The organism is Streptomyces sp. NPDC048185 (genome assembly GCF_043202495.1).
GTDB lineage: Bacteria > Actinomycetota > Actinomycetes > Streptomycetales > Streptomycetaceae > Streptomyces.
Genome location: NZ_JBIDAN010000014.1, coordinates 106,441 through 124,613, shown reverse-complemented (window position 1 = coordinate 124,613; position 18,173 = coordinate 106,441). Strand labels below are relative to the sequence as shown.

Below are 18,173 nucleotides of genomic sequence, written 5' to 3'. Positions count from 1 at the left end.
TACGTTCCGATGCCTTCCCCGTCCACCCTCACATGCCCCACCGCAGCCCGGGCGTCCTCACCGGCGCGTCCCACAGCCCGAGCAGCTCCTCGTCGATCTCGCACAGCGTGACCGAGGCCCCCGCCATGTCGAGGGAGGTCACGTAGTTGCCGACGAGGGTGCGGGCGACGGCGACACCGCGCTCGCCGAGCACCCGCTGCACCTCGGCGTTGAAGCCGTACAGCTCCAGCAGCGGCGTGGCGCCCATGCCGTTGACGAGGACCAGGACGGGATTGCGGGGGGCGAGGTCGGTCAGCACCGCGTCCACGGCGGCGTCGGCGATCTCGCCCGAGGTCATCATCGGCCGCCGCTCCCGGCCGGGCTCCCCGTGGATGCCGATGCCCAGCTCCAGTTCACCGGCGGGCAGGTCGAAGGTCGGGGTGCCCTTGGCCGGAGTGGTGCAGGCGCTGAGCGCGACACCGAAACTCCGGGAGCTGTCGTTGACCCGTCGGGCGATGGCCTCCACCTGCTCCAGCGGACGGCCCTCCTCCGCCGCGGCCCCCGCGATCTTCTCCACGAACAGCGTGGCGCCCGTGCCGCGCCGCCCCGCCGTGTACAGGCTGTCGGTCACCGCCACGTCATCGTTGACCAGCACCTTCGCGACCTGGATACCCTCGTCCTCGGCGAGTTCGGCGGCCATGTCGAAGTTCAGCACGTCACCCGTGTAGTTCTTGACGACGAACAGCACTCCGGCCCCGCTGTCCACGGCCGCCGCGGCCCGCACCATCTGATCCGGCACCGGCGAGGTGAACACCTCGCCCGGACAGGCCGCGGCCAGCATCCCCGGCCCCACGAAACCGCCGTGCAACGGCTCGTGCCCCGACCCGCCCCCGGACACCAGGGCGACCTTCCCGCTCACGGGAGCGTCCCGCCGCACGATCACCCGGTTCTCCACATCCACGGTCAGCTCGGGATGGGCGGCGGCCATGCCCCGCAGCGCGTCCGCGACCACGGTCTCCTGGACGTTGATGAGCATCTTCACGGGTACCTCCTGGGAAAGCAGCGAGACAGGGCTGGGGTCCGCCGAGCGACCGGACGAGGGTCGTCCGGAGCCCTCTGCCGGAAGTATCGGCCTTGCGGAAGCGAAGGTCACGCGCCCGGGCCGCGGGCGTGCCACTACGCGGCGTGAGGCGCCGGCTGCGGCCCCAGGGCCATCAGGACGAGAACGGTCCCCCGGACGACCAGTCCGCCGAGCAGAGCCGTCAGGAAGCCGTCGACGTGCAGGCCGTAGCCCATCTGTGCACCGAGCCAGGAGACGAGCAGCCAGAGCAGCGTGTCCTGGACGACGCCGATGACACCGAGGATCACGAGCATCACCGGTGGCGCGCTCCTGACGGCGCTCGGATAGCTGTGGATCAGCTGGTTGACGATGAGGAAGACGGCACCGGCCAGGACCACTTCCCAGGGCGGCGCGTCGATCACCGCGGTGATCCCGGGAAGCAGGACGGTGGCGAGGGCCACGCCCACATACGTGCCCAGCAGTCGTCTACGTTTGTACATGGCGCGATCATCGCGGGCGGGTGCCGCACCGGACAAGGGTCATTCCCGCGCCGTCGTCCCCTCCCGGGTGTGGACGTACAGGCGACGCCTGTCGCCGACGTCGACCGGCTGCGGGACGGGGAGTTCGTAGCGCACCGGCCGGGTGTGGTCGGCCAGTTGACGGCGCGGGTTGTAGACCTGGTTGAACTTCCACAGCATGCGCGCGAAGTTGGTCTGCCCGCGCAGCAGGTTCTGCCCGAGGACGCGGGCCGCCCCGAAGGCGGTGCGCAGGCCCAGGTGCTTGCGGTTGATCACGGCCTGGGTGCGCACCAGTTCCTCGTAGAAGCGCTCCAGGGGCAGCGCGGTCGGGACCACGGCGTGCTGGATGTCGAAGAGGCGGTAGTCGCGGGTGGTGAGCCGGCGTGACTCCGTGTGCCAGATCTCCGTCCCCGGGTAGGGCGTCATCACCGTGAAGTGGACGATCTCCGGCACCGAGAGCGCGAACTCCCGGACGACCCGGAAGCGTTCCTCGTCCCACGCCGGATCGACGATCAGGTTGATGGCGACCTGGATGCCCATGCGGCGGGCCGTCTCCAGGGCGCGGATGTTCTCGTCCGGGCTGATCCGCTTGCGGAACAGGTCCAGTCCCTCGGCGTCGATGGCCTCCATGCCGAGGAACATGTAGCGCAGCCCCAGCCGCGCCCACCGTTCGAAGACCTCGGGGTGGCGCAGCAGCACGTCGCTGCGCGTCTCCAGGTAGTACTGCTTGCGGATGCGGCGCCGCTCCACCTCGGCGGCGATGGCGTTGCCGTGGTCGGGCTTGATGAAGGCCACGTCGTCGACGATGAACACGTTCGGTTCACGGATCCTCGCCAGGTCCTCGGCCGCCGCCTCGGGGGAGGCCTTGCGGTAGCTGCGGCCGTAGAACGTCCAGGCGGAGCAGAACGAGCAGTCCCACGGACAGCCGCGGGTGAACTCGATCGAGGCGCACGGGTCCAGTTCGCCGATGAAGTAGCGGCGCCGGTTGCGCATCAGGTCCCGGGCCGGGAGCGGGGAGTCGATGCCGTGCATCATCAGCGGCGCCGGTCCGCGCCCGGAAGCGGTGACGACGCCGGGGACGCCGTCCACCCCGCCGTCGCGCACCGCCTCCAGCAGCGGCGCGACGGCCGGTTCGCCCTCGCCCCGGACCACGGCGTCCACGGCTCCGGCCGCCTGGGCGAGCACGTCCTCGGCGACGAAGGAGACGCTGTGCCCGCCGAAGAAGACGAAGCAGTCCGGGACCTCCCGCTTGATCTTCCCGGCCAGGTCGATCGCCTCGGGGATGTTCGCCAGGTAGTTCAGCGAGAAGCCGACGGCCTGCGGCCGGAAGGACCGGACCTCGTCCCGCAGCCGCGCGACCGGGAGCACCTGCAGGTCCACGACCCGGACCTCGTGCCCGGCCTCCCGGGCGGCGCCGGCCACCCGCTCCAGGCCGAGGGGTTCCAGCCGCAGGAAGATCTCGGAGTACATCAGGGCGCTGGGGTGGACGAGCAGCAGACGCATGGTCACCTCGTCGCGGGATCGGGGCGGACCGGAACGGACGGGAACCGGAAGGTGGCGACCTTCCCTTCCTAACCCGGCGGACCTCCCCCCGCACGGTCCGTACCGCCGTCCGGCGGGCCGGCGACGCGGGACGGCACCCGGGCGGACCAGCGGCACGCCCCCGAGGTGAGCGCCGGTCGAGCCGGTCGGGCGTAGTGGCGGTGGACCGCCTGCGCCACGCAGGCCGGCGTCCAGGGGGCCGGCCGCCCCGCCCGAGTCGGACGGGTTGTACGCCAGTTCCGGAGCGGCGGAGGTATGGGTCCCTGTGGAGCGGGCCGCCGGCTGAGTGACGCCCGGCCGGCGGCCCGCACGGGTCAGGGCGTCACCGGGGTGCCGCCGAAGGTCACGACCAGGCGGCCGTCCGAGGCGAAGGACCACCCCAGGGCGCCGTCGTACGCGGAGCACCGGGAGCCGTTCGAGCCGGTCCAGAACTGGTTCGACCCGTCGGCGTCACCCACGGTCTTGTCGTTCGAACCGTCGTCGCTACGGCACGAGGTGTTGCCGCGGAACACCGAAGTGCCCTTGTCGAACGAGAAGTTGCGCTGGGCGTTGTCGACGCTGACGTTGTCCGACACGGTCATCGAGCCCGGGTTGCTGTTGTAGGTGAACCCGTGCTTGCCGTTGGCGTAGGCGATGCTGCGCCGGACGACGTGGTCCACCTCGATGTCCTCGCCGCCGAGCTTGTAGCCGTTGCGGTCGCCGCTGGAGTTCTGGGTGCCGTCGGACAGGGTGCCGTTCTCGTAGGCGAGGGAGTCCTCGATGGTCACCGCGCCGATGGGGCCGGTGTCCGTCTTGGTGTAGAGGTCCCAGCCGTCGTCGATGTTGTTGTGGGAGACGGCGTAGCGGAAGACGTTGCCGGTCCCGACGGTGAGTTTCGCGGCGAAGCCGTCGGCGTCCTCGCCGTCGGAGTCGGCGTTGTCGTGCGACTCCGCGCCGAGGATCAGGTTGTCCGACGGCCACTGGTCGCGAGGCGTGGTGGAGGCCGTCCGGGACAGCTGGAGACCGGTGTCGCGGTTGAAGCGGGTGACCGTGCGCTCGATGACGTTGTCGCTGCCGCCGACGAAGATGCCGTTGTCCCCGGCGCGTTCGACGACGAGGCCCTTGATGTGCCAGTACGACGCGTTCAGGGCGAGGCCGCGGTTGGCCGGGTCCTCGCTCTGCGCGGAGAAGTTCAGCACCGGTGTCTCACCCGGATAGGCGGCCAGTTCGGTGCGGTCGCCCGGGGTGCCGTCGTCGCCCTGCGGAATGGTGACGGTCTGCGCGTAGCGGTAGGTGCCGCCGCGCAGGTAGATCGTGCCGCCCGGGGCGACACGGCCGATCGCCGAGGTGAGCGTCGTCGGATCGGACTGGGTGCCGGACGCGCCGTCGCTGCCGCTGGGCGACACGTACAGCGCGGAGCCCGTCGGCGGCGTCGTCGTGCCGCCGCCCGTCACCTCGGCGTCGAGGTAGTCGAGGTTGGGCAGGCCGGCGGAGGTCGTGGGGCTCAGCCGGACGGTGTTGCCGCCCGCCTTCACAGGCACCGTGAGCGTCTTGGTCACCCAGGTGCTCCATGCGCCGGTGGCCTCGAAGGCGGCCGAGGTGACGGTGGTCCCGTTCACGATGATGTCCGCGGCCCGTGCCCCGGTGGTGCCGTTGGCGAAGCGGACCCGCAGTGTCGCCGTGCCCGCGGCGGAGGCGTCGACGGTGAACTGGGCGTAGGCGCCGGTCTTGTTGGTGCCGTTGCAGAAGCCGCTGCCGGAGTAGCCCGCCCAGTCGGAGTCGATGGTGCCGGTGCAGACCGCGGAGGAGCCCTCGGCCTCCTGGCGGACGGACGCGGCCTGCGCTGTGGGGCCTGACAGGACGGCGAGGGTGCCGGCCAGCAGGCCGGCGCATGCGCTCAGGGATCTCACGTGCATCGTGTCTCCAGGGAAGTCGGGTCCGACCGGGATCCGGTGGGGGACAGTGAGGAGAAAGCGCTTTCGGGGTGGACCGTAAGGGCTTGCCGTGAACGCGTCAATGGATGTGTACTTGATTTCTGTTCACTATCTTGAACAGGCGGGGGCGATGGAGTCTCCCCAGGCGAAGACGGTGGGGCCGGACGGGGAGGGCGCGCGGACGCGAAGGGACGGCCCCGCCCGAGGATGTGAGGGATCCGGACCTTACCCGCCTGCCGCCCACGGGAGAGGCAGGCGTCATGCGGGTGGTGGCCACGGCCGGTCACGTCGACCACGGGAAGTCCGCCCTGGTGCGGGCGCTGACGGGCTCTGCGAGGGCGCTGCGGCCGGCCGGTGCGGGTGACGAGGGCGGCGGAAACGGAGGCGGACGGGAATCGAACCCGCCTGCCCGAGATCCTCGGGCACCTCGGTTTTGAAGACCGGGAGGGCCACCAGGCACCCACACGCCTCCATCGCCCGGCCAGGCTACACGGTCCCCCCGCCACGGCCCCACGGTCTCCGTCGTCCGGCGGCCTCGCCGTCAGCGGGTCCCCTCACCACCGACCCGGGCACACGGAGGAGCCCCGGCACGGTCGGGTCGTCCTGCGCCGGCCGGCGGGCGTTTCCGCCAGCCCTCCGTCACTGCTCCGTGCCGGTGTGCTCGTCGATGCCGGCACGTGCCCGGTACTCCCGCACCAGCTCCAGGGCGGCCGGCCCCCTCGGTCGTCGGCCCGGCCGGATGTCCACGGCGAGCGCCTTGGTCTCCTGGATGTGCGTGTTCGGGTCGAGGGACAGGTGCACCAGCTCGTTGGCCGCGTCGCCCGTGCTGTAGCCGTTGGGACCCCAGTGGTAGGGCAGCCCCACCTGATGCAGGGGCCGGCCGTGCACGGTCAAGGGGGCCATCCGGTCGGTGACCAGGACCCGTGCCTCGATCACGCCCCGGGCACTGACGATCGTCGCCCAGCCGGTGTGCTCCAGGGCGCGTTCGGCGGCCAGCTCGGGGGAGACCTCGCAGAAGAACTCCGGTTGCAGCTCCGCGAGATACGGCTGCCAGCGGGACATGCCGCCCGCCGTGTGGTGCTCGGTGAGCCGGTAGGTGGTGGCGACGTACGGGAACACCTCCGAGCCGGGGGCGCCCGCGCTCGGCTGGTAGCGATTGTCCGGGTGCGGAGGCAGCAAGTGTCGTACGGGGTTGCGCTGTTGCCCGTACAGCAGATTGGGGAAAGGCGAGTCCTGCGGCTCGTAGTGCGCGGGCATGGGACCGTCGGTGAGTCCCGTCGGCGCGTACAGCCAGGCCTTGCCGTCGGCCTGCATGATGAACGCGTCGGTCCCCGACAGGGCCTCCGGCCCGGTGGCGTCCGGCGGCGGCACGTGGCCGGGGGACTTGTCGGGGGAGAAGTCCGGGACGTCGTGCCCGACCCACTTCTCCCGGTCCTCGTCCCACCACACCAGTGCCTTGCGTTCGCTCCAGGGCCTGCCGTCCGGGTCGGCCGAGGCGCGGTTGTACAGCACACGGCGGTTGGCCGGCCACGCCCAGCCCCACTCGGCGGCCACCCAGTCCTGCTGGTCCCCGGGCTTGCGGCGGGCGGCCTGGTTGACGCCGTCGGCGTGGACACCGCAGTAGATCCAGCAGCCGCACACCGTGGAGCCGTCGCCGCGCAGCTGCTCGTAGGAGGAGAGGGGCTCGCCGTCGGCGTCGTGACCGTTGATCTCGGCCAGCACCGCCTCCGCGTCCGGCTCGGACAGCTCACCCTTCACCGGATAGTCCCAGGCCAGATCGAGCAGCGGCCGGTCCATGGGGTCGGTGGACCCGGCGAGCTTCCGGCGGATGATCCGCCCCAGGTGGTACGTGAACCACAGGTCGCTGCGGGCCTCGCCGGGCGGCGGCACGGCCTGGTGGTGCCACTGCAGCAGGCGCTGGGTGTTGGTGAAGCTGCCGTCCTTCTCGGTGTGGGCGGCGGCCGGCAGGAAGAACACCTCGGTGCCGATGTCCTCCGTGCGCATCTCGCCCGTCTCGATCTCGGGGCCGTCCTTCCACCAGGTGGCCGACTCGATGAGCGAGAAGTCCCGCACAACCAGCCAGTCCAGGCCGGCCATCCCGAGCCGCTGCATCTTGCCGTTGGCCGAGCCGACCGCCGGGTTCTCGCCCATCAGGAAGTAGCCCTTGCAGGTCCCGTCCAGCTGGGCCATGACGGTCTCGTAGGTGGAGTGGGAGCCGGTCAGCCGCGGCAGGTAGTCGAAGCAGAAGTCGTTCTCCGCCGTCGCCGCGTCGCCCCAGTAGGCCTTCAGCAGGCTCACCAGGTAGGCGCGCATGTTGCCCCAGTAGCCCTTGCGGGCCGCCTCGCCGCGCACGAACGTGTCCAGGTCGTCCTGCTGGTGGGCGTGCGGCATCGGGATGTAGCCCGGCAGCAGGTTGAAGAGGGTCGGGATGTCGGTGGAGCCCTGGATGGAGGCGTGCCCCCGCAGGGCCAGGATGCCTCCGCCGGGCCGGCCGATGTTGCCGAGCAGGCTCTGCAGCACGGACGCCGCGCGGATGTACTGCACGCCCACCGTGTGCTGAGTCCAGCCGACCGCGTAGGCGAAGGCGGTGGTCCGGTCCCGGCCCGAGTTCTCCGTGACCAGCTCGCACACCTGCCGGAACAGGTCCTGCGGCACCCCGCAGATCCGCTCGACCATCTCCGGTGTGTAGCGCGCGTAGTGCCGCTTCAGCACCTGGAGGACGCAGCGGGGGTGCGTCATCGTCTCGTCCCGCTCGATCTCGCCCTCGCCGATGTCGGCGCCGCCCGAGCCGTGGGACTCGCCGCGCGCCGCCTCCGTCACCGACGAGCCGCCGCCGGCGCGCTTGTCGTACTCCAGGTCCCGCTCGCCCGAGGCCGCCTGCATCTCCGTGCCCGCGTACTGCCAGCTGCCGTTGTCGTAGCTGCGGCTGTCGGGGTCGAGGCCGGAGAAGACGCCGTCGAGGTCCTCGGTGTCACGGAAGTCCTCGCGCAGCACGACGGGACCGTTGGTGTAGGCCGCCACGTAGTCGCGGAAGTACTTGTCGTGGCCGAGGACGTAGTTGACGATCCCGCCGAGGAAGGCGATGTCCGAGCCCGCGCGCAGCGGCACGTGGACGTCGGCCAGCGCGCTGGTGCGGGTGAACCGCGGGTCGACGTGGATCACCTTCGCGCCGCGGGCCTTGGCCTCCATCACCCACTGGAACCCGACCGGATGGCACTCGGCCATGTTCGAGCCCTGGATGACGATGCAGTCCGAGTTCTGCAGGTCCTGCTGGAAGGTGGTCGCGCCGCCGCGGCCGAACGATGTTCCCAGACCGGGAACGGTGGAGGAGTGTCAAACACGTGCCTGATTCTCGATCTGCACCGCGCCCAGAGCGGTGAACAGCTTCTTGATCAGGTAGTTCTCCTCGTTGTCCAGCGTCGCGCCGCCGAGGCTCGCGATGCCCAGCGTGCGGCGGGTACGGGTCTCGTCGACCTCCCACTGCCAGCCGGCGCGCCGGGCCTCGATCACCCGGTCGGCGATCATGTCCATCGCCGTGTCCAGGTCGAGGCGCTCCCAGTCGGTGCCGTGCGGGCGCCGGTACAGGACGTGGTGCTCGCGGGCGCCGCCCGTCGTCAGTTGGAGGCTCGCCGAGCCCTTGGGACACAGCCGGCCGCGGGAGACGGGGGAGTCGGGGTCGCCCTCGATCTGGGTGACGCGCCCGTCCTCGACGTACACGTTCTGGCCGCAGCCCACGGCGCAGTACGGGCAGACCGACTTCACGACGCGGTCCGCCGAGGCCACCCGGGGGGTGAGCCGCGCGCTGGTCCCGCTCTTGGCGGCGGCGCCGCGGCCCAGGGGGTCGGTGCCCTTGAGCTGGCGGTAGACCGGCCAGGAGTCGATCCAGGTGCGTACGCCCATGCCGTCCTCCGTCCTTCCTCGTGCGCTCTGCCGGCCCCGGGTGTCCCGTTTCCGGCTCTCCAATCCCGTGCCGCGCCGTCCGGCGGCCCAGGGTCCGCGAGGCGCGGTCAGCCCCCGCCGTCCGCCAGCCGTTCCCGTTGCGGCACGACGGTGTACCTGGGGTCCTCCGCGGAGGCCACCCCGGCGTGGAACACGCCGAACCGCAAGGCCGCGGAGCCCGCCAGGAGCGCCGCCCCGGCCCACGCGGCCGCGCCGCGGCGACGGCCCGCCACGAGGGTCAGGGCCGCGCCACCGGCCGTCAGCGCCTCCGCCCCGCGCAGCAGCACCCGCGCCCTGCCCTGCTCGAAGGGCTCGGACACCATCCCCATCCGCCGCCTCATCAGCCGGAAGGCACCCAGCTCCAGGGCCGCCCCCAGCACCGCCGTCCGGCGTGCGGGCCCGGCCTGCGCCGTCGGCACCCCGGCCAGAGCCAGCCCCGCCGCCGTCGTCGCCGCGGAGCCGGCGAAGACGAACGGCAGCTCCCGGTAGCCCTCGTGCCAGGAGGGCACCGCGGTGTCCGACAGCAGTACGGCGGTGTACGTGGCGACCGCCGGGCCGAGCACCGAGGCGGCCGCCGTGGCGGCGGACCCGGCGGGCCGGAGGCGGCCGGTCACGTCGGCCGCCGCGGCGGCCATGGTGAGCGGGGCGTAGCCGGCCAGCAGCCAGGAGCCCACGTTCATCGGGGAGGTGGGCTTGAACACGCGCAGCATGTTGAGGAACCGGGAGGGCCGGCCCAGGTCGTGCACCAGCGCGCCCAGCGACAGCGAGACGGCCCCCGCCGCGCCCAGTTTGGCCGTCCGCGCCAGTGCCGGACGCCCCGTGACGTCCCCGCCGGCCGCCAGCAGCGACGACGCGCCCGCGAGCCCGCCGAGCCAGAGGTAGCCCGCGATGTCGAGGGCCGCCCAGCTCGGCCTGTTCAGCACCGGCTTGCCGTAGTACGAGGAGAACTCGGCGTTCGGGACCATCGGTTGCTCGCCGCGTCCGCGGCGGCGGCGGTGCCCCGCCTGTGCGCCCGTCGTGGCCTCCCGGCCCGGCCGCGCGCCCCGGATGCCCTCGCGGGTGACGTCCGAACCGGTCATCGGGGCCTCCTGGCGAAGCCGGCGGCGGTCAGCGCGGCGAGCGAGACGGCGGCCACCGCCGCGTGCCGCCACATCGAGGGCAGGTCGCGGGTGGTGACCACCGGGTCCGGCGGCAGCCCGTACACCTCCGGCTCGTCCAGCAGCAGGAAGAAGGCGCCGTCGCCACCGACACCGTCGTCCGGACTCTCCCCGTACAGCCGGGCGTCGGTCACTCCGGCCGCGTGCAACTGCGCGACGCGGGACGCCGCCCGCTCCCGCAGCTCCTCCAGCGGGCCGAACTGGATCGAGTCGGTCGGGCAGGCCTTCGCGCAGGCCGGTTCCATGCCGACGCCGAGCCGGTCGTAGCACAGCGTGCACTTCCAGGCGCGTCCGTCGCCCTTCCGCTGTTCGATGACGCCGTAGGGGCAGGCGGGCACGCAGTAGCCGCAGCCGTTGCAGACGTCCTCCTGCACCACCACCGTGCCGAACTCGGTGCGGAACAGGGACCCCGTGGGGCACACGTCCAGGCACGCGGCGTGGGTGCAGTGCTTGCACACGTCGGAGGCCATCAGCCAGCGCAGTTCGGTGCGCCCGTCCGGCGCCACCGGGGAGATCGCCCCGGCCCCGGCCGCCGCGGAGGCCGTCTCCGACGGGGGGCCGGTGGTTCCGGGACCGGCGTTTCCGGAACCGGGGGACGAGGCGTCCAGGCTCCGGGCGGCCGCGAAGACGTCGACGTCCTCGTGACCGGCCCCGGTCTCCCGGCCGCCGACCGGCACCCGTTGCTCGATGAAGGCGACGTGCCGCCAGCTGTCGGCGCCGAGCCCCTGCGTGTTGTCGTAGGACATGCCGGTGAGCAGCAGACCGTCCTCCGGCACGGCGTTCCACTCCTTGCAGGCCACCTCGCAGGCCTTGCAGCCGATGCACACGGAGGTGTCGGTGAAGAAGCCGACGCGGGGCGGGGGATCGGCATGACCGGCCGCGGCCGCCACGTCCGGCTCCGGCCCGGCGAGCCGGTGGGCGTGCCGCGTACGGCCGCCGCCCTGGCCGGTGCCGGCGCTCTCCTCGGTCATGCCCGTACCTCCACGCCCCTCGGTGGCCCCTTCGAGCCTGGCACGGGTGCCCGCGGCGCGCGCGCCCGAAACGGCCGACGGTGCCCGCCCTCCCGGGCCGGCGGGCGGCGGATGCCGGCCCGGGAGGGTGGGCACCGGGGCCGGTGACCGGCCGCCCGTCGTCGTGGGGCCGCACATCGGTGGTGCAGCGGTGAAGTGCCTTGACGTGCTGCATCATCACCGGCGCGGGCCGCCCGGGCACCGGTGAGGACCCGGCCGGGGGCACCCCGGCCGCCGGCGGACCGCCCGCCGGTGGCACCGTGTCCGGCGTGAGGGAACCGGAGACGACGAGGAGACCGGACATGCCGACGAACCCACCGGACGACACGCAGGCGCTCCGCGGCGTGCGGATCGCGGACTTCTCCCGCGTACTGGCAGGGCCGTACGCGACGATGCTCCTCGCCGACCTGGGCGCCGAAGTCGTCAAGGTGGAGCGGCCCGGCACCGGCGACGACACCCGCGCCTGGCGACCGCCCGCCGACGCCACCGGGACCTCCACGTACTTCCTGAGCGTCAACCGCAACAAGCGGTCCGTCGCCCTCGACCTGACCACCGACGAGGGACGCGAGCGGGCGCGCACGCTGATCGCCCGCTCGGACGTCGTGGTGGAGAACTTCCGCCCCGGCACGATGGAGAAGCTCGGGCTCGGGCACGAGGAACTCCTCGCCGCCGACCCGCGGCTCGTCTACTGCTCCGTCACCGGCTTCGGCACCGGCGCCGGCGCGGCACTGCCCGGCTACGACCTCCTGGTGCAGGCGGTGGGCGGGCTGATGAGCGTCACGGGGGAGCCCGACGGGGAGCCCCTCAAGACCGGCGTCGCCCTCGTCGACGTCATCACCGGACTGCACGCGGTCGTCGGTATCCTGGCCGCGCTGCGCCACCGGGAGCGGACCGGCCGGGGGCAGCTCGTCGAGGTCAGCCTGCTCGGCTCGCTGCTGTCGGCGATGGCCAACCAGTCCTCCGGATACGTGGCCGCCGGCGTCGTCCCGGGACGGCTCGGCAACGCCCACCCGAGCATCGCCCCGTACGAGACCTTCCGCACGGCGGACCGTCCGATCGCCCTCGCGGTCGGCAACGACCGGCAGTTCGCCGCGCTGGCAGCGCTGCTGGGACGGCCGGAAATCGCCGACGACCGGCGGTTCCGCACCAACCCCGACCGCGTCGCCCACCGGAGTGAACTCCGTCCGCACCTCGAGGCCCTGCTGCGCACGCGCACCGCCGACCACTGGGCCGGTGTCCTGCCCGCCGCCGGGGTGCCGGCAGGGCCGGTCAACGGCCTCGACGAGGCGTTCGACTACGCCGAACGGCTGGGTGTCGAGGCGGTCGTGGACGTCGCGGGTACCCGCCAGGTGGCTCACCCGATCCGTCTCGGGGTGACACCGGCTCAGTACCTGCTCGCACCGCCTGAACTGGGCGAACACACGCAGGAGGTGTTCGGCCCCGAGGAGGGGCGTGACGCCTGACGGCGTCGCGGCGTGGCCCTGCGACTGGTACCCGGGCCTCTGGGTACCCTCCGCCGCATGGCGGTGGACGAACGGACCGGGCCGCCGCGCCGGACGCCGGCGCGGCAGCGGACGAACCGCACCCTCGGGCGGGCGCTGGCGCGATGGGCGAAGACGACCGATCACAAGGTGATCGGGAACCTCTACATGACCACGTCGTTCGGCTTCTTCCTCTTCGGCGGCGTGCTGGCCATGCTGATGCGCAGCGAACTCGCCCGCCCGGGCCTGCAGCTGTTCTCCGCCGAGCAGTACAACCAGCTCTTCACCGTGCACGGCACCGTCATGATGCTGCTGTTCGCGACCCCGCTGTTCGCCGGGTTCACCAACGCGATCATGCCGCTGCAGATCGGCGCCCCGGACATGGCGTTCCCCCGGCTCAACGCGCTGTCCTACTGGATGTACCTGTTCGGCGGCCTGATGGTGGTGTCCGGGTTCCTGACCCCCGGCGGCGCCGCCTCCTTCGGATGGTTCGCCTACGCGCCGCTGAACAGCGCCACGTTCAGCCCGGGGCCGGGCGGCGACCTGTGGACCATGGGCCTGGTGGTGAGCGGTGTGTCGACCACGCTCAGCGCGGTCAACTTCATCACCACCATCGTGTGCCTGCGCGCACCCGGCATGACCATGTTCCGGATGCCGATCTTCACCTGGAACGTGCTGTTCACGTCGATCCTGGTGCTGCCCGCCTTCCCCGTGCTGACGGCGGCTCTGTTCGCGCTGGAGGCCGACCGGAAGTTCGGCGCGCACATCTACGACGCCGCGAACGGCGGGGCGTTGCTGTGGCAGCACCTGTTCTGGTTCTTCGGGCACCCCGAGGTGTACATCGTCGCCCTGCCGTTCTTCGGCATCGTCTCCGAGATCATCCCGGTGTTCAGCCGCAAACCGATCTTCGGTTACCTCACGCTGATCGGCGCCACCATCGCCATCACCATGCTCTCCGCGGTGGTGTGGGCCCACCACATGTTCGCCACCGGGGCCGTCCTGCTGCCCTTCTTCTCGGTGATGTCGTTCCTCATCGCGGTGCCCACGGGAGTGAAGTTCTTCAACTGGATCGGCACGATGATCCGCGGCTCGCTGTCCTTCGAGACACCCATGCTGTGGTCGCTCGGCTTCCTCGTGACGTTCCTGCTCGGCGGCATGAGCGGGGTGCTCATCGCCTCGCCGCCCCTGGACTTCCACCTGACGGACTCGTACTTCATCGTCGCCCACCTGCACTACGTGCTGTTCGGCACGGTCGTGTTCGCCATGTTCGCGGGCTTCTACTTCTGGTGGCCCAAGTTCACCGGCAAACTCCTCGACGAACGCCTCGGGAAGATTCACTTCTGGACGCTCTTCGTCGGCTTCCAGACCACGTTCCTCGTCCAGCACTGGCTCGGTGAACGGGGCATGCCGCGCCGCTACGCCGACTACCTCGCCGCGGACGGATTCACCGCCCTCAACACCATCAGCTCCATCGGCGCCTTCCTGCTGGGCCTGTCCACCCTGCCGTTCCTCTACAACGTCTGGCGCACCCGCCAGTACGGCACCCGGGTGGAGCACGACGACCCCTGGGGCTACGGCCGCTCCCTCGAATGGGCCACCTCCTGCCCGCCCCCGCGTCACAACTTCACGGCACTGCCCCGGGTGCGCTCCGAGTCCCCGGCGTTCGACCTGCACCACCCGGACATCACCCGACACGACCAGAGGCACGTGCAGTGAGGACCGAAGCCCGTCTGTTCACCGGTGTCGCGCTCTTCTTCGCCGCCACCGCCGCGCTCTACGGCTGGTGGTCGGCCGAACCGGCCGGCACCGCCGCCCTGACCATCGCCTTCCTGATGGCCTCGCTCGTCGCCTTCTTCTTCCGCGTGCAGCACCGCAAGCGCGGGCCGCGGGCCCAGGACCTCGACGACGCCGAGGTCGCCGACTCCGCGGGCCCGCTGGACTTCTTCCCGCCGCACAGCCCCTGGCCGATCACGATCGCGCTGGGCGCCGTCGTCCTCGCGCTCGGCATCGTCTTCGGCCTGTGGCTCGCCCTGATCGGCTTCGGCGTGCTCGCCCTCGCCGTCTTCGGACTGGTCTTCCAGTACGCCGGCCGGGGCGCTCAGCGCCCCAGCTCGCCCGACGAGGACGGCTCCCGTTCCGGCTCCTCGACGTCGACCCGGTCCCCGTAGTACCACTCGCTGAGCGTCGCCCGCAGCCGCCCGACGTGCGGCGCCTCCGCGTCGGGCGCGGTCCGCGCCAGCGGCTCGGGCTCCTTTCGCGACCGGAGCACGTACCGCTCCTCGGCGCCGAGCGGCTCATGGCTCTCGGCGTAGCCTCCCGCGAGGGTCTGCCGCAGCTCACCCGTCTCCTCGCCCTCGGCCAGCCGTTCGTGCTCCGACTCCTGCATCGCCAGGCAGACCCGCTTGGTCACCATGAAGGAGAGCGGCGGCAGCACCACGAGGGAGATCCGGAAGACCCACGTCAGCAGGTTCAGGGAGACGTCGAAGGTGTGGGCGAGGATGTCGTTGCCGCCCGCGAGGAGCAGCACCGCGTAGAAGACGATCCCGGCGACCCCCAGACCGGTCCGCACCGGCTTGTCCCGGGGCCGGTCGCACAGATGGTGCTCCTCGTGGTCGCCCGTCACCCACCGTTCGAAGAACGGGTACGCGTACAGCACGGCGAACAGGACTCCCGGCAGCACCACAGCGGGGACGAGGACGTTCCACATCACGGTGTGCCCGGCCACCGCCGTCTCGAAGGGCGGCATCAGGCGCAGCGAACCCTCCAGGAAGCCGACGTACCAGTCCGGCTGCGAGCCCGTCGAGACGACGTCGGTGCGGTAGGGGCCGTACGCCCAGATGGGGTTGATCTGCGCCACCGCCGCGAGCACCGTCAGGACCCCGGACACCATGAAGAACAGGCCGGCCGAATTCGCCGCGAACTGGGGGAACATCGGCTTGCCGACGGCGTTGCGCTCGGTGCGGCCCCGGCCCGCCCACTGGGTGTGCTTCAGGTAGAAGACCAGTACGAGGTGGAGGGTGACCAGCGCCAGCAGCAGTCCCGGGACCAGCAGGATGTGCACCGAGTACAGCCGTGGGATGAAATCGTGGCCGGGATACTCGCCGCCGAACACGAACATGCTGATGTACGTCCCCACCACGGGGATGGACAGCATGATGCCCTGCGCGATGCGCAGTCCCGTACCGGACAGCAGGTCGTCGGGGAGCGAGTAGCCGGCGAAGCCCTCGGCGAGCGCCAGCACGAACAGGGTGACGCCGATCAGCCAGTTGACCTCACGCGGACGGCGGAACGCGCCGGTGAAGAAGACCCGCAGCAGATGCACCCCGATGGCCGACAGGAACACCAGGGCCGCCCAGTGGTGCAGCTGGCGGATCAGCAGTCCGCCGCGCACGTCGAAACTGATGTCGAGGGTCGAGCGGTACGCCTCCGTCATGCTCATTCCGAGCAGCGGCTCGTACGAACCGTCGTAGACGACCTCCGTCATCGACGGATGGAAGAAGAGGGTCAGCCAGACCCCGGTCAGCAGCAGGACGACGAAGCTGTAGAGGGCGATCTCGCCCAGCAGGAACGACCAGTGCTCGGGGAAGGCCTTGCGCAGCAGCCCCCCGCCCTCGGACACGGGCAGCCGCCCGTCGGCCCAGTTGACGGCGCGTCCGGCCGCGTCACGGGCCCGCGCGCCGGCGCGGGCCCTTCTTCTCTTCAACAGCACGGCGCATGGGTTCCCCGGCGTCCGTACCGGAAACTACCCGTGTGCGACGGCCGCGCTACGCACCGTCCCCTTCGCCCTGCCCCTGCCGGCTCCCGCACCAGAGCCCGGGCACGGCCGTGGTGGACGTGCCCGGGCCCCTCGAGCCGTACGGGATCCCGCGGAGCCGGACGCCGGACGGGTCAGCGGGCGCCGCCCGGACCGCCACCGCCGAAGGAACCGCTGGTGCCCTCGCCCCAGCGCGGCCGGTCCTGGCCGGACGCGGTGCGGCTGCCCTGGTGCCGGAGCTCGTGCGGCAGCGTGCGGTCGTCGCCCCTCGGCATCTCCTCGGGCTCCCGGTTCTCGCGGACCTCACGGACCGGTCCGCCGTCCGGCATACGGGGCTGCTCCTCCGGGAGGGGCGGCGGCGGCTCCTTGCGCTTCATCCGGCTTCCGAAGACGAAGGCACCGATCAGTACCGCCACCACCACGACGGCCGCGATCACCAGCCAGACACCGGCGGCACCGGAGCCCGCGGCCATGTCCATGCTTGCGCTAGTCATGGAGCGCGGGTACCCCCGGCGGGCCCGGTCAACCAGCTCGGCCCGACCGTGCCGCTCGCGTCCGCGAACGATTGGCCTTCCGGATCGCGTCGAGCAGTTCCGCCTTGGACATCCGGGACCGGCCCGCCACGTCCAGCCGCTTGGCGACCTCGTAGAGGTGTTCCTTCGACGCCTTCTCGTCGACGCCCTCGCCGCTGCGCCCGCCCTGCTGCCGGGGACGGCCCGACCGCGGGTCGGAGGGGCCCTTGCGGCCGCCCTCCTTGCGCTCCCAGTGGTCGCCGACCTTCTCGTACGTGTGCTTGAGCGCCCCGTACGCCACCCGGTGGGCGCGTTCCCCCTCGCCGTACTCCTCGACGGCCGAGTCATGGGCCTTGATCCAGGTCCGCCGGGCTCCCTCGGGGGACCGTTCCAGGGTCGACGGCAGTTCCTGTCGTCCCGGCATGTCGTGCACCTCCGCGCGTCGTCGGTCCTCTCGCCGTGCGTCGCCGGGTGCCCGGCCGCAGTCGGCGAAAACGGGCCACAGCCCTTGGGAACACGGGCCTCGGCGGGTTTGGTGCCGACCACGGCGGCAACCCGCGCGGTGTGACATCGACGACGACTTCCCAAGAGGAACTGTTCCGTTTCCTGGAGGACCGGTTCGCATGTGCACAGGCCTGCACCGAGTGCGCGCGGGCGTGCGCGCTGCGGGCGAGTCTGGTGGACCCGGACGGGACCGAGTACCAGGAACTCGTGCGGCGCAAGGGCATCATGTGCGCGGAGGTGTGCGACGCGACCTGCCGTGTGCTGTCCGAGCAGAACCAGGTGGACGAGACCGCGATACGCCTCCAGCTGGAGTGGTGCATGCAGGTGTGCCTGGAGGGCGCGCACGTCTTCGACAAGCAGCCGGGCGCCGAGGACAGTGCCGAGGCGTGCCGCGCCTGTGCGCGTGCCTGCGGAGAGTTCCTCGCCACGCTGCGTTGAGGTGCCGGGCGGCAGGCCCCGTGCCGTGGGACGCCCCGCCCGGGCCTCCGCACGCCCCCTGACGGGCCGCGGCCTGCCGCAGCCCGCGCCGATCACCCCGGCACCCTGGTCGGCCGCCACGAGGTCGCCGCCGCCCGCGAGCGTGCCCTCGGTCCCGACCATGCCGGCACCCTCGCGAGCCGCGACGACGAGGCGCACTGCCTGGAACGGCTCGGCCGGGGTCCGGCGGCGCCGGAGCCGTACCGCAGGGTGGCGGTGCTCCGACGGGCCGGTGCCGGCTGAGCCGGCTGCCGCTGAAGCGGCCCTGCGCACGGCGAACGACGTCGGCAGCCGGGCCAGGCGCCCCCGGCCACCTGGCACGCCGGT

General features: G+C 71.9%; 14 protein-coding genes, 1 tRNA gene and 1 pseudogene. 5 read left to right on the top strand and 11 right to left on the bottom strand.

The window, feature by feature from the left end; translation table 11 throughout:
• Nucleotides 1-28: 28 nt before the first annotated feature.
• The 8 genes from dhaK to ACGF3H_RS31700 form a co-directional block, all read right to left on the bottom strand.
• Nucleotides 29-1,021 (bottom strand): dihydroxyacetone kinase subunit DhaK, encoded by a 993-nt coding sequence (dhaK, locus tag ACGF3H_RS31735; protein WP_362491571.1) that lies wholly within the window; start codon nucleotides 1,019-1,021, stop codon nucleotides 29-31.
• Nucleotides 1,022-1,155: 134 nt separating this feature from the next.
• The gene (locus ACGF3H_RS31730) at nucleotides 1,156-1,539 is read right to left on the bottom strand and encodes a phage holin family protein (protein WP_362491574.1); all 384 of its coding nucleotides are present in this window, start codon (nucleotides 1,537-1,539) and stop codon (nucleotides 1,156-1,158) included.
• A 39-nt stretch (nucleotides 1,540-1,578) separates the two neighbouring features.
• A complete protein-coding gene (hpnR, locus tag ACGF3H_RS31725; RefSeq protein ID WP_362491577.1) occupies nucleotides 1,579-3,060 on the bottom strand; it encodes a hopanoid C-3 methylase HpnR in 1,482 nt (493 codons plus the stop codon).
• 353 nt (nucleotides 3,061-3,413) lie between these two features.
• The gene (locus tag ACGF3H_RS31720; RefSeq protein ID WP_362491580.1) at nucleotides 3,414-4,994 is read right to left on the bottom strand and encodes a carbohydrate-binding protein; all 1,581 of its coding nucleotides are present in this window, start codon (nucleotides 4,992-4,994) and stop codon (nucleotides 3,414-3,416) included.
• A 397-nt stretch (nucleotides 4,995-5,391) separates the two neighbouring features.
• Nucleotides 5,392-5,484 (bottom strand) — tRNA-Sec (locus ACGF3H_RS31715).
• A gap of 167 nt (nucleotides 5,485-5,651) precedes the next feature.
• Nucleotides 5,652-8,912, bottom strand: a complete 3,261-nt coding sequence (fdh, locus tag ACGF3H_RS31710) for a formate dehydrogenase (RefSeq protein ID WP_362491583.1) — start codon at nucleotides 8,910-8,912, stop codon at nucleotides 5,652-5,654.
• A 107-nt stretch (nucleotides 8,913-9,019) separates the two neighbouring features.
• Nucleotides 9,020-10,030, bottom strand: a complete 1,011-nt coding sequence (nrfD, locus tag ACGF3H_RS31705) for an NrfD/PsrC family molybdoenzyme membrane anchor subunit (protein ID WP_362491586.1) — start codon at nucleotides 10,028-10,030, stop codon at nucleotides 9,020-9,022.
• Nucleotides 10,027-11,079: a 4Fe-4S dicluster domain-containing protein gene (locus ACGF3H_RS31700; RefSeq protein WP_362491589.1), complete on the bottom strand. Its 1,053-nt coding sequence runs from the start codon at nucleotides 11,077-11,079 to the stop codon at nucleotides 10,027-10,029. Before ACGF3H_RS31700 ends, nrfD begins: the two co-directional genes overlap by 4 nt.
• Before the next feature lie 341 nt (nucleotides 11,080-11,420).
• Here ACGF3H_RS31700 and ACGF3H_RS31695 point away from each other — a divergent pair, with 341 nt between their 5' ends.
• Genes ACGF3H_RS31695 through ACGF3H_RS31685 form a run of 3 tightly spaced genes read left to right on the top strand, consistent with a single transcriptional unit; the run spans nucleotide 11,421 to nucleotide 14,767 of the window.
• Entirely contained in the window at nucleotides 11,421-12,581 is a 1,161-nt protein-coding gene (locus tag ACGF3H_RS31695) for a CoA transferase (protein WP_362491592.1), read from the top strand.
• Nucleotides 12,582-12,638: 57 nt separating this feature from the next.
• Complete coding sequence (ctaD, locus tag ACGF3H_RS31690) at nucleotides 12,639-14,315, top strand: cytochrome c oxidase subunit I (RefSeq protein ID WP_362491595.1); 1,677 nt, start codon at nucleotides 12,639-12,641, stop codon at nucleotides 14,313-14,315.
• On the top strand, nucleotides 14,312-14,767 hold the full coding sequence (locus ACGF3H_RS31685; RefSeq protein WP_362491598.1) for a cytochrome c oxidase subunit 4: 456 nt from the start codon (nucleotides 14,312-14,314) through the stop codon (nucleotides 14,765-14,767). Before ctaD ends, ACGF3H_RS31685 begins: the two co-directional genes overlap by 4 nt.
• Here the strand turns inward: ACGF3H_RS31685 and ACGF3H_RS31680 are convergent.
• The 3 genes from ACGF3H_RS31680 to ACGF3H_RS31670 form a co-directional block, all read right to left on the bottom strand.
• Entirely contained in the window at nucleotides 14,698-16,308 is a 1,611-nt protein-coding gene (locus ACGF3H_RS31680) for a ubiquinol-cytochrome c reductase cytochrome b subunit (protein ID WP_362491601.1), read from the bottom strand. The two genes, ACGF3H_RS31685 and ACGF3H_RS31680, sit on opposite strands and share 70 nt — an antisense overlap.
• 179 nt (nucleotides 16,309-16,487) lie before the next feature.
• Nucleotides 16,488-16,847: a DUF6479 family protein gene (locus ACGF3H_RS31675; protein WP_362491604.1), complete on the bottom strand. Its 360-nt coding sequence runs from the start codon at nucleotides 16,845-16,847 to the stop codon at nucleotides 16,488-16,490.
• Between the two features lie 28 nt (nucleotides 16,848-16,875).
• Entirely contained in the window at nucleotides 16,876-17,289 is a 414-nt protein-coding gene (locus tag ACGF3H_RS31670; protein ID WP_362491607.1) for a ChaB family protein, read from the bottom strand.
• Nucleotides 17,290-17,429: 140 nt separating this feature from the next.
• On the opposite strand from ACGF3H_RS31670, the gene ACGF3H_RS31665 reads away from it, so the two are divergent.
• Together ACGF3H_RS31665 and ACGF3H_RS31660 are read left to right on the top strand one after the other, a co-directional pair.
• Entirely contained in the window at nucleotides 17,430-17,807 is a 378-nt protein-coding gene (locus ACGF3H_RS31665) for a four-helix bundle copper-binding protein (RefSeq protein WP_362491610.1), read from the top strand.
• 90 nt (nucleotides 17,808-17,897) lie between these two features.
• Nucleotides 17,898-18,089 (top strand): annotated as a pseudogene (locus ACGF3H_RS31660) (hypothetical protein); the annotation flags it as partial.
• Nucleotides 18,090-18,173 lie beyond the last annotated feature (84 nt).

Bases quoted from the DNA above. Each gene is read 5' to 3' on its own strand.
- ACGF3H_RS31730 (WP_362491574.1), bottom strand. From the start codon at position 1,539: ATGTACAAACGTAGACGACTGCTGGGCACGTATGTGGGCGTGGCCCTC.
- hpnR (WP_362491577.1), bottom strand. From the start codon at position 3,060: ATGCGTCTGCTGCTCGTCCACCCCAGCGCCCTGATGTACTCCGAGATC.
- ACGF3H_RS31720 (WP_362491580.1), bottom strand. From the start codon at position 4,994: ATGCACGTGAGATCCCTGAGCGCATGCGCCGGCCTGCTGGCCGGCACC.
- nrfD (WP_362491586.1), bottom strand. From the start codon at position 10,030: ATGACCGGTTCGGACGTCACCCGCGAGGGCATCCGGGGCGCGCGGCCG.
- ACGF3H_RS31700 (WP_362491589.1), bottom strand. From the start codon at position 11,079: ATGACCGAGGAGAGCGCCGGCACCGGCCAGGGCGGCGGCCGTACGCGG.
- ACGF3H_RS31695 (WP_362491592.1), top strand. From the start codon at position 11,421: ATGCCGACGAACCCACCGGACGACACGCAGGCGCTCCGCGGCGTGCGG.
- ctaD (WP_362491595.1), top strand. From the start codon at position 12,639: ATGGCGGTGGACGAACGGACCGGGCCGCCGCGCCGGACGCCGGCGCGG.
- ACGF3H_RS31675 (WP_362491604.1), bottom strand. From the start codon at position 16,847: ATGACTAGCGCAAGCATGGACATGGCCGCGGGCTCCGGTGCCGCCGGT.
- ACGF3H_RS31670 (WP_362491607.1), bottom strand. From the start codon at position 17,289: ATGCCGGGACGACAGGAACTGCCGTCGACCCTGGAACGGTCCCCCGAG.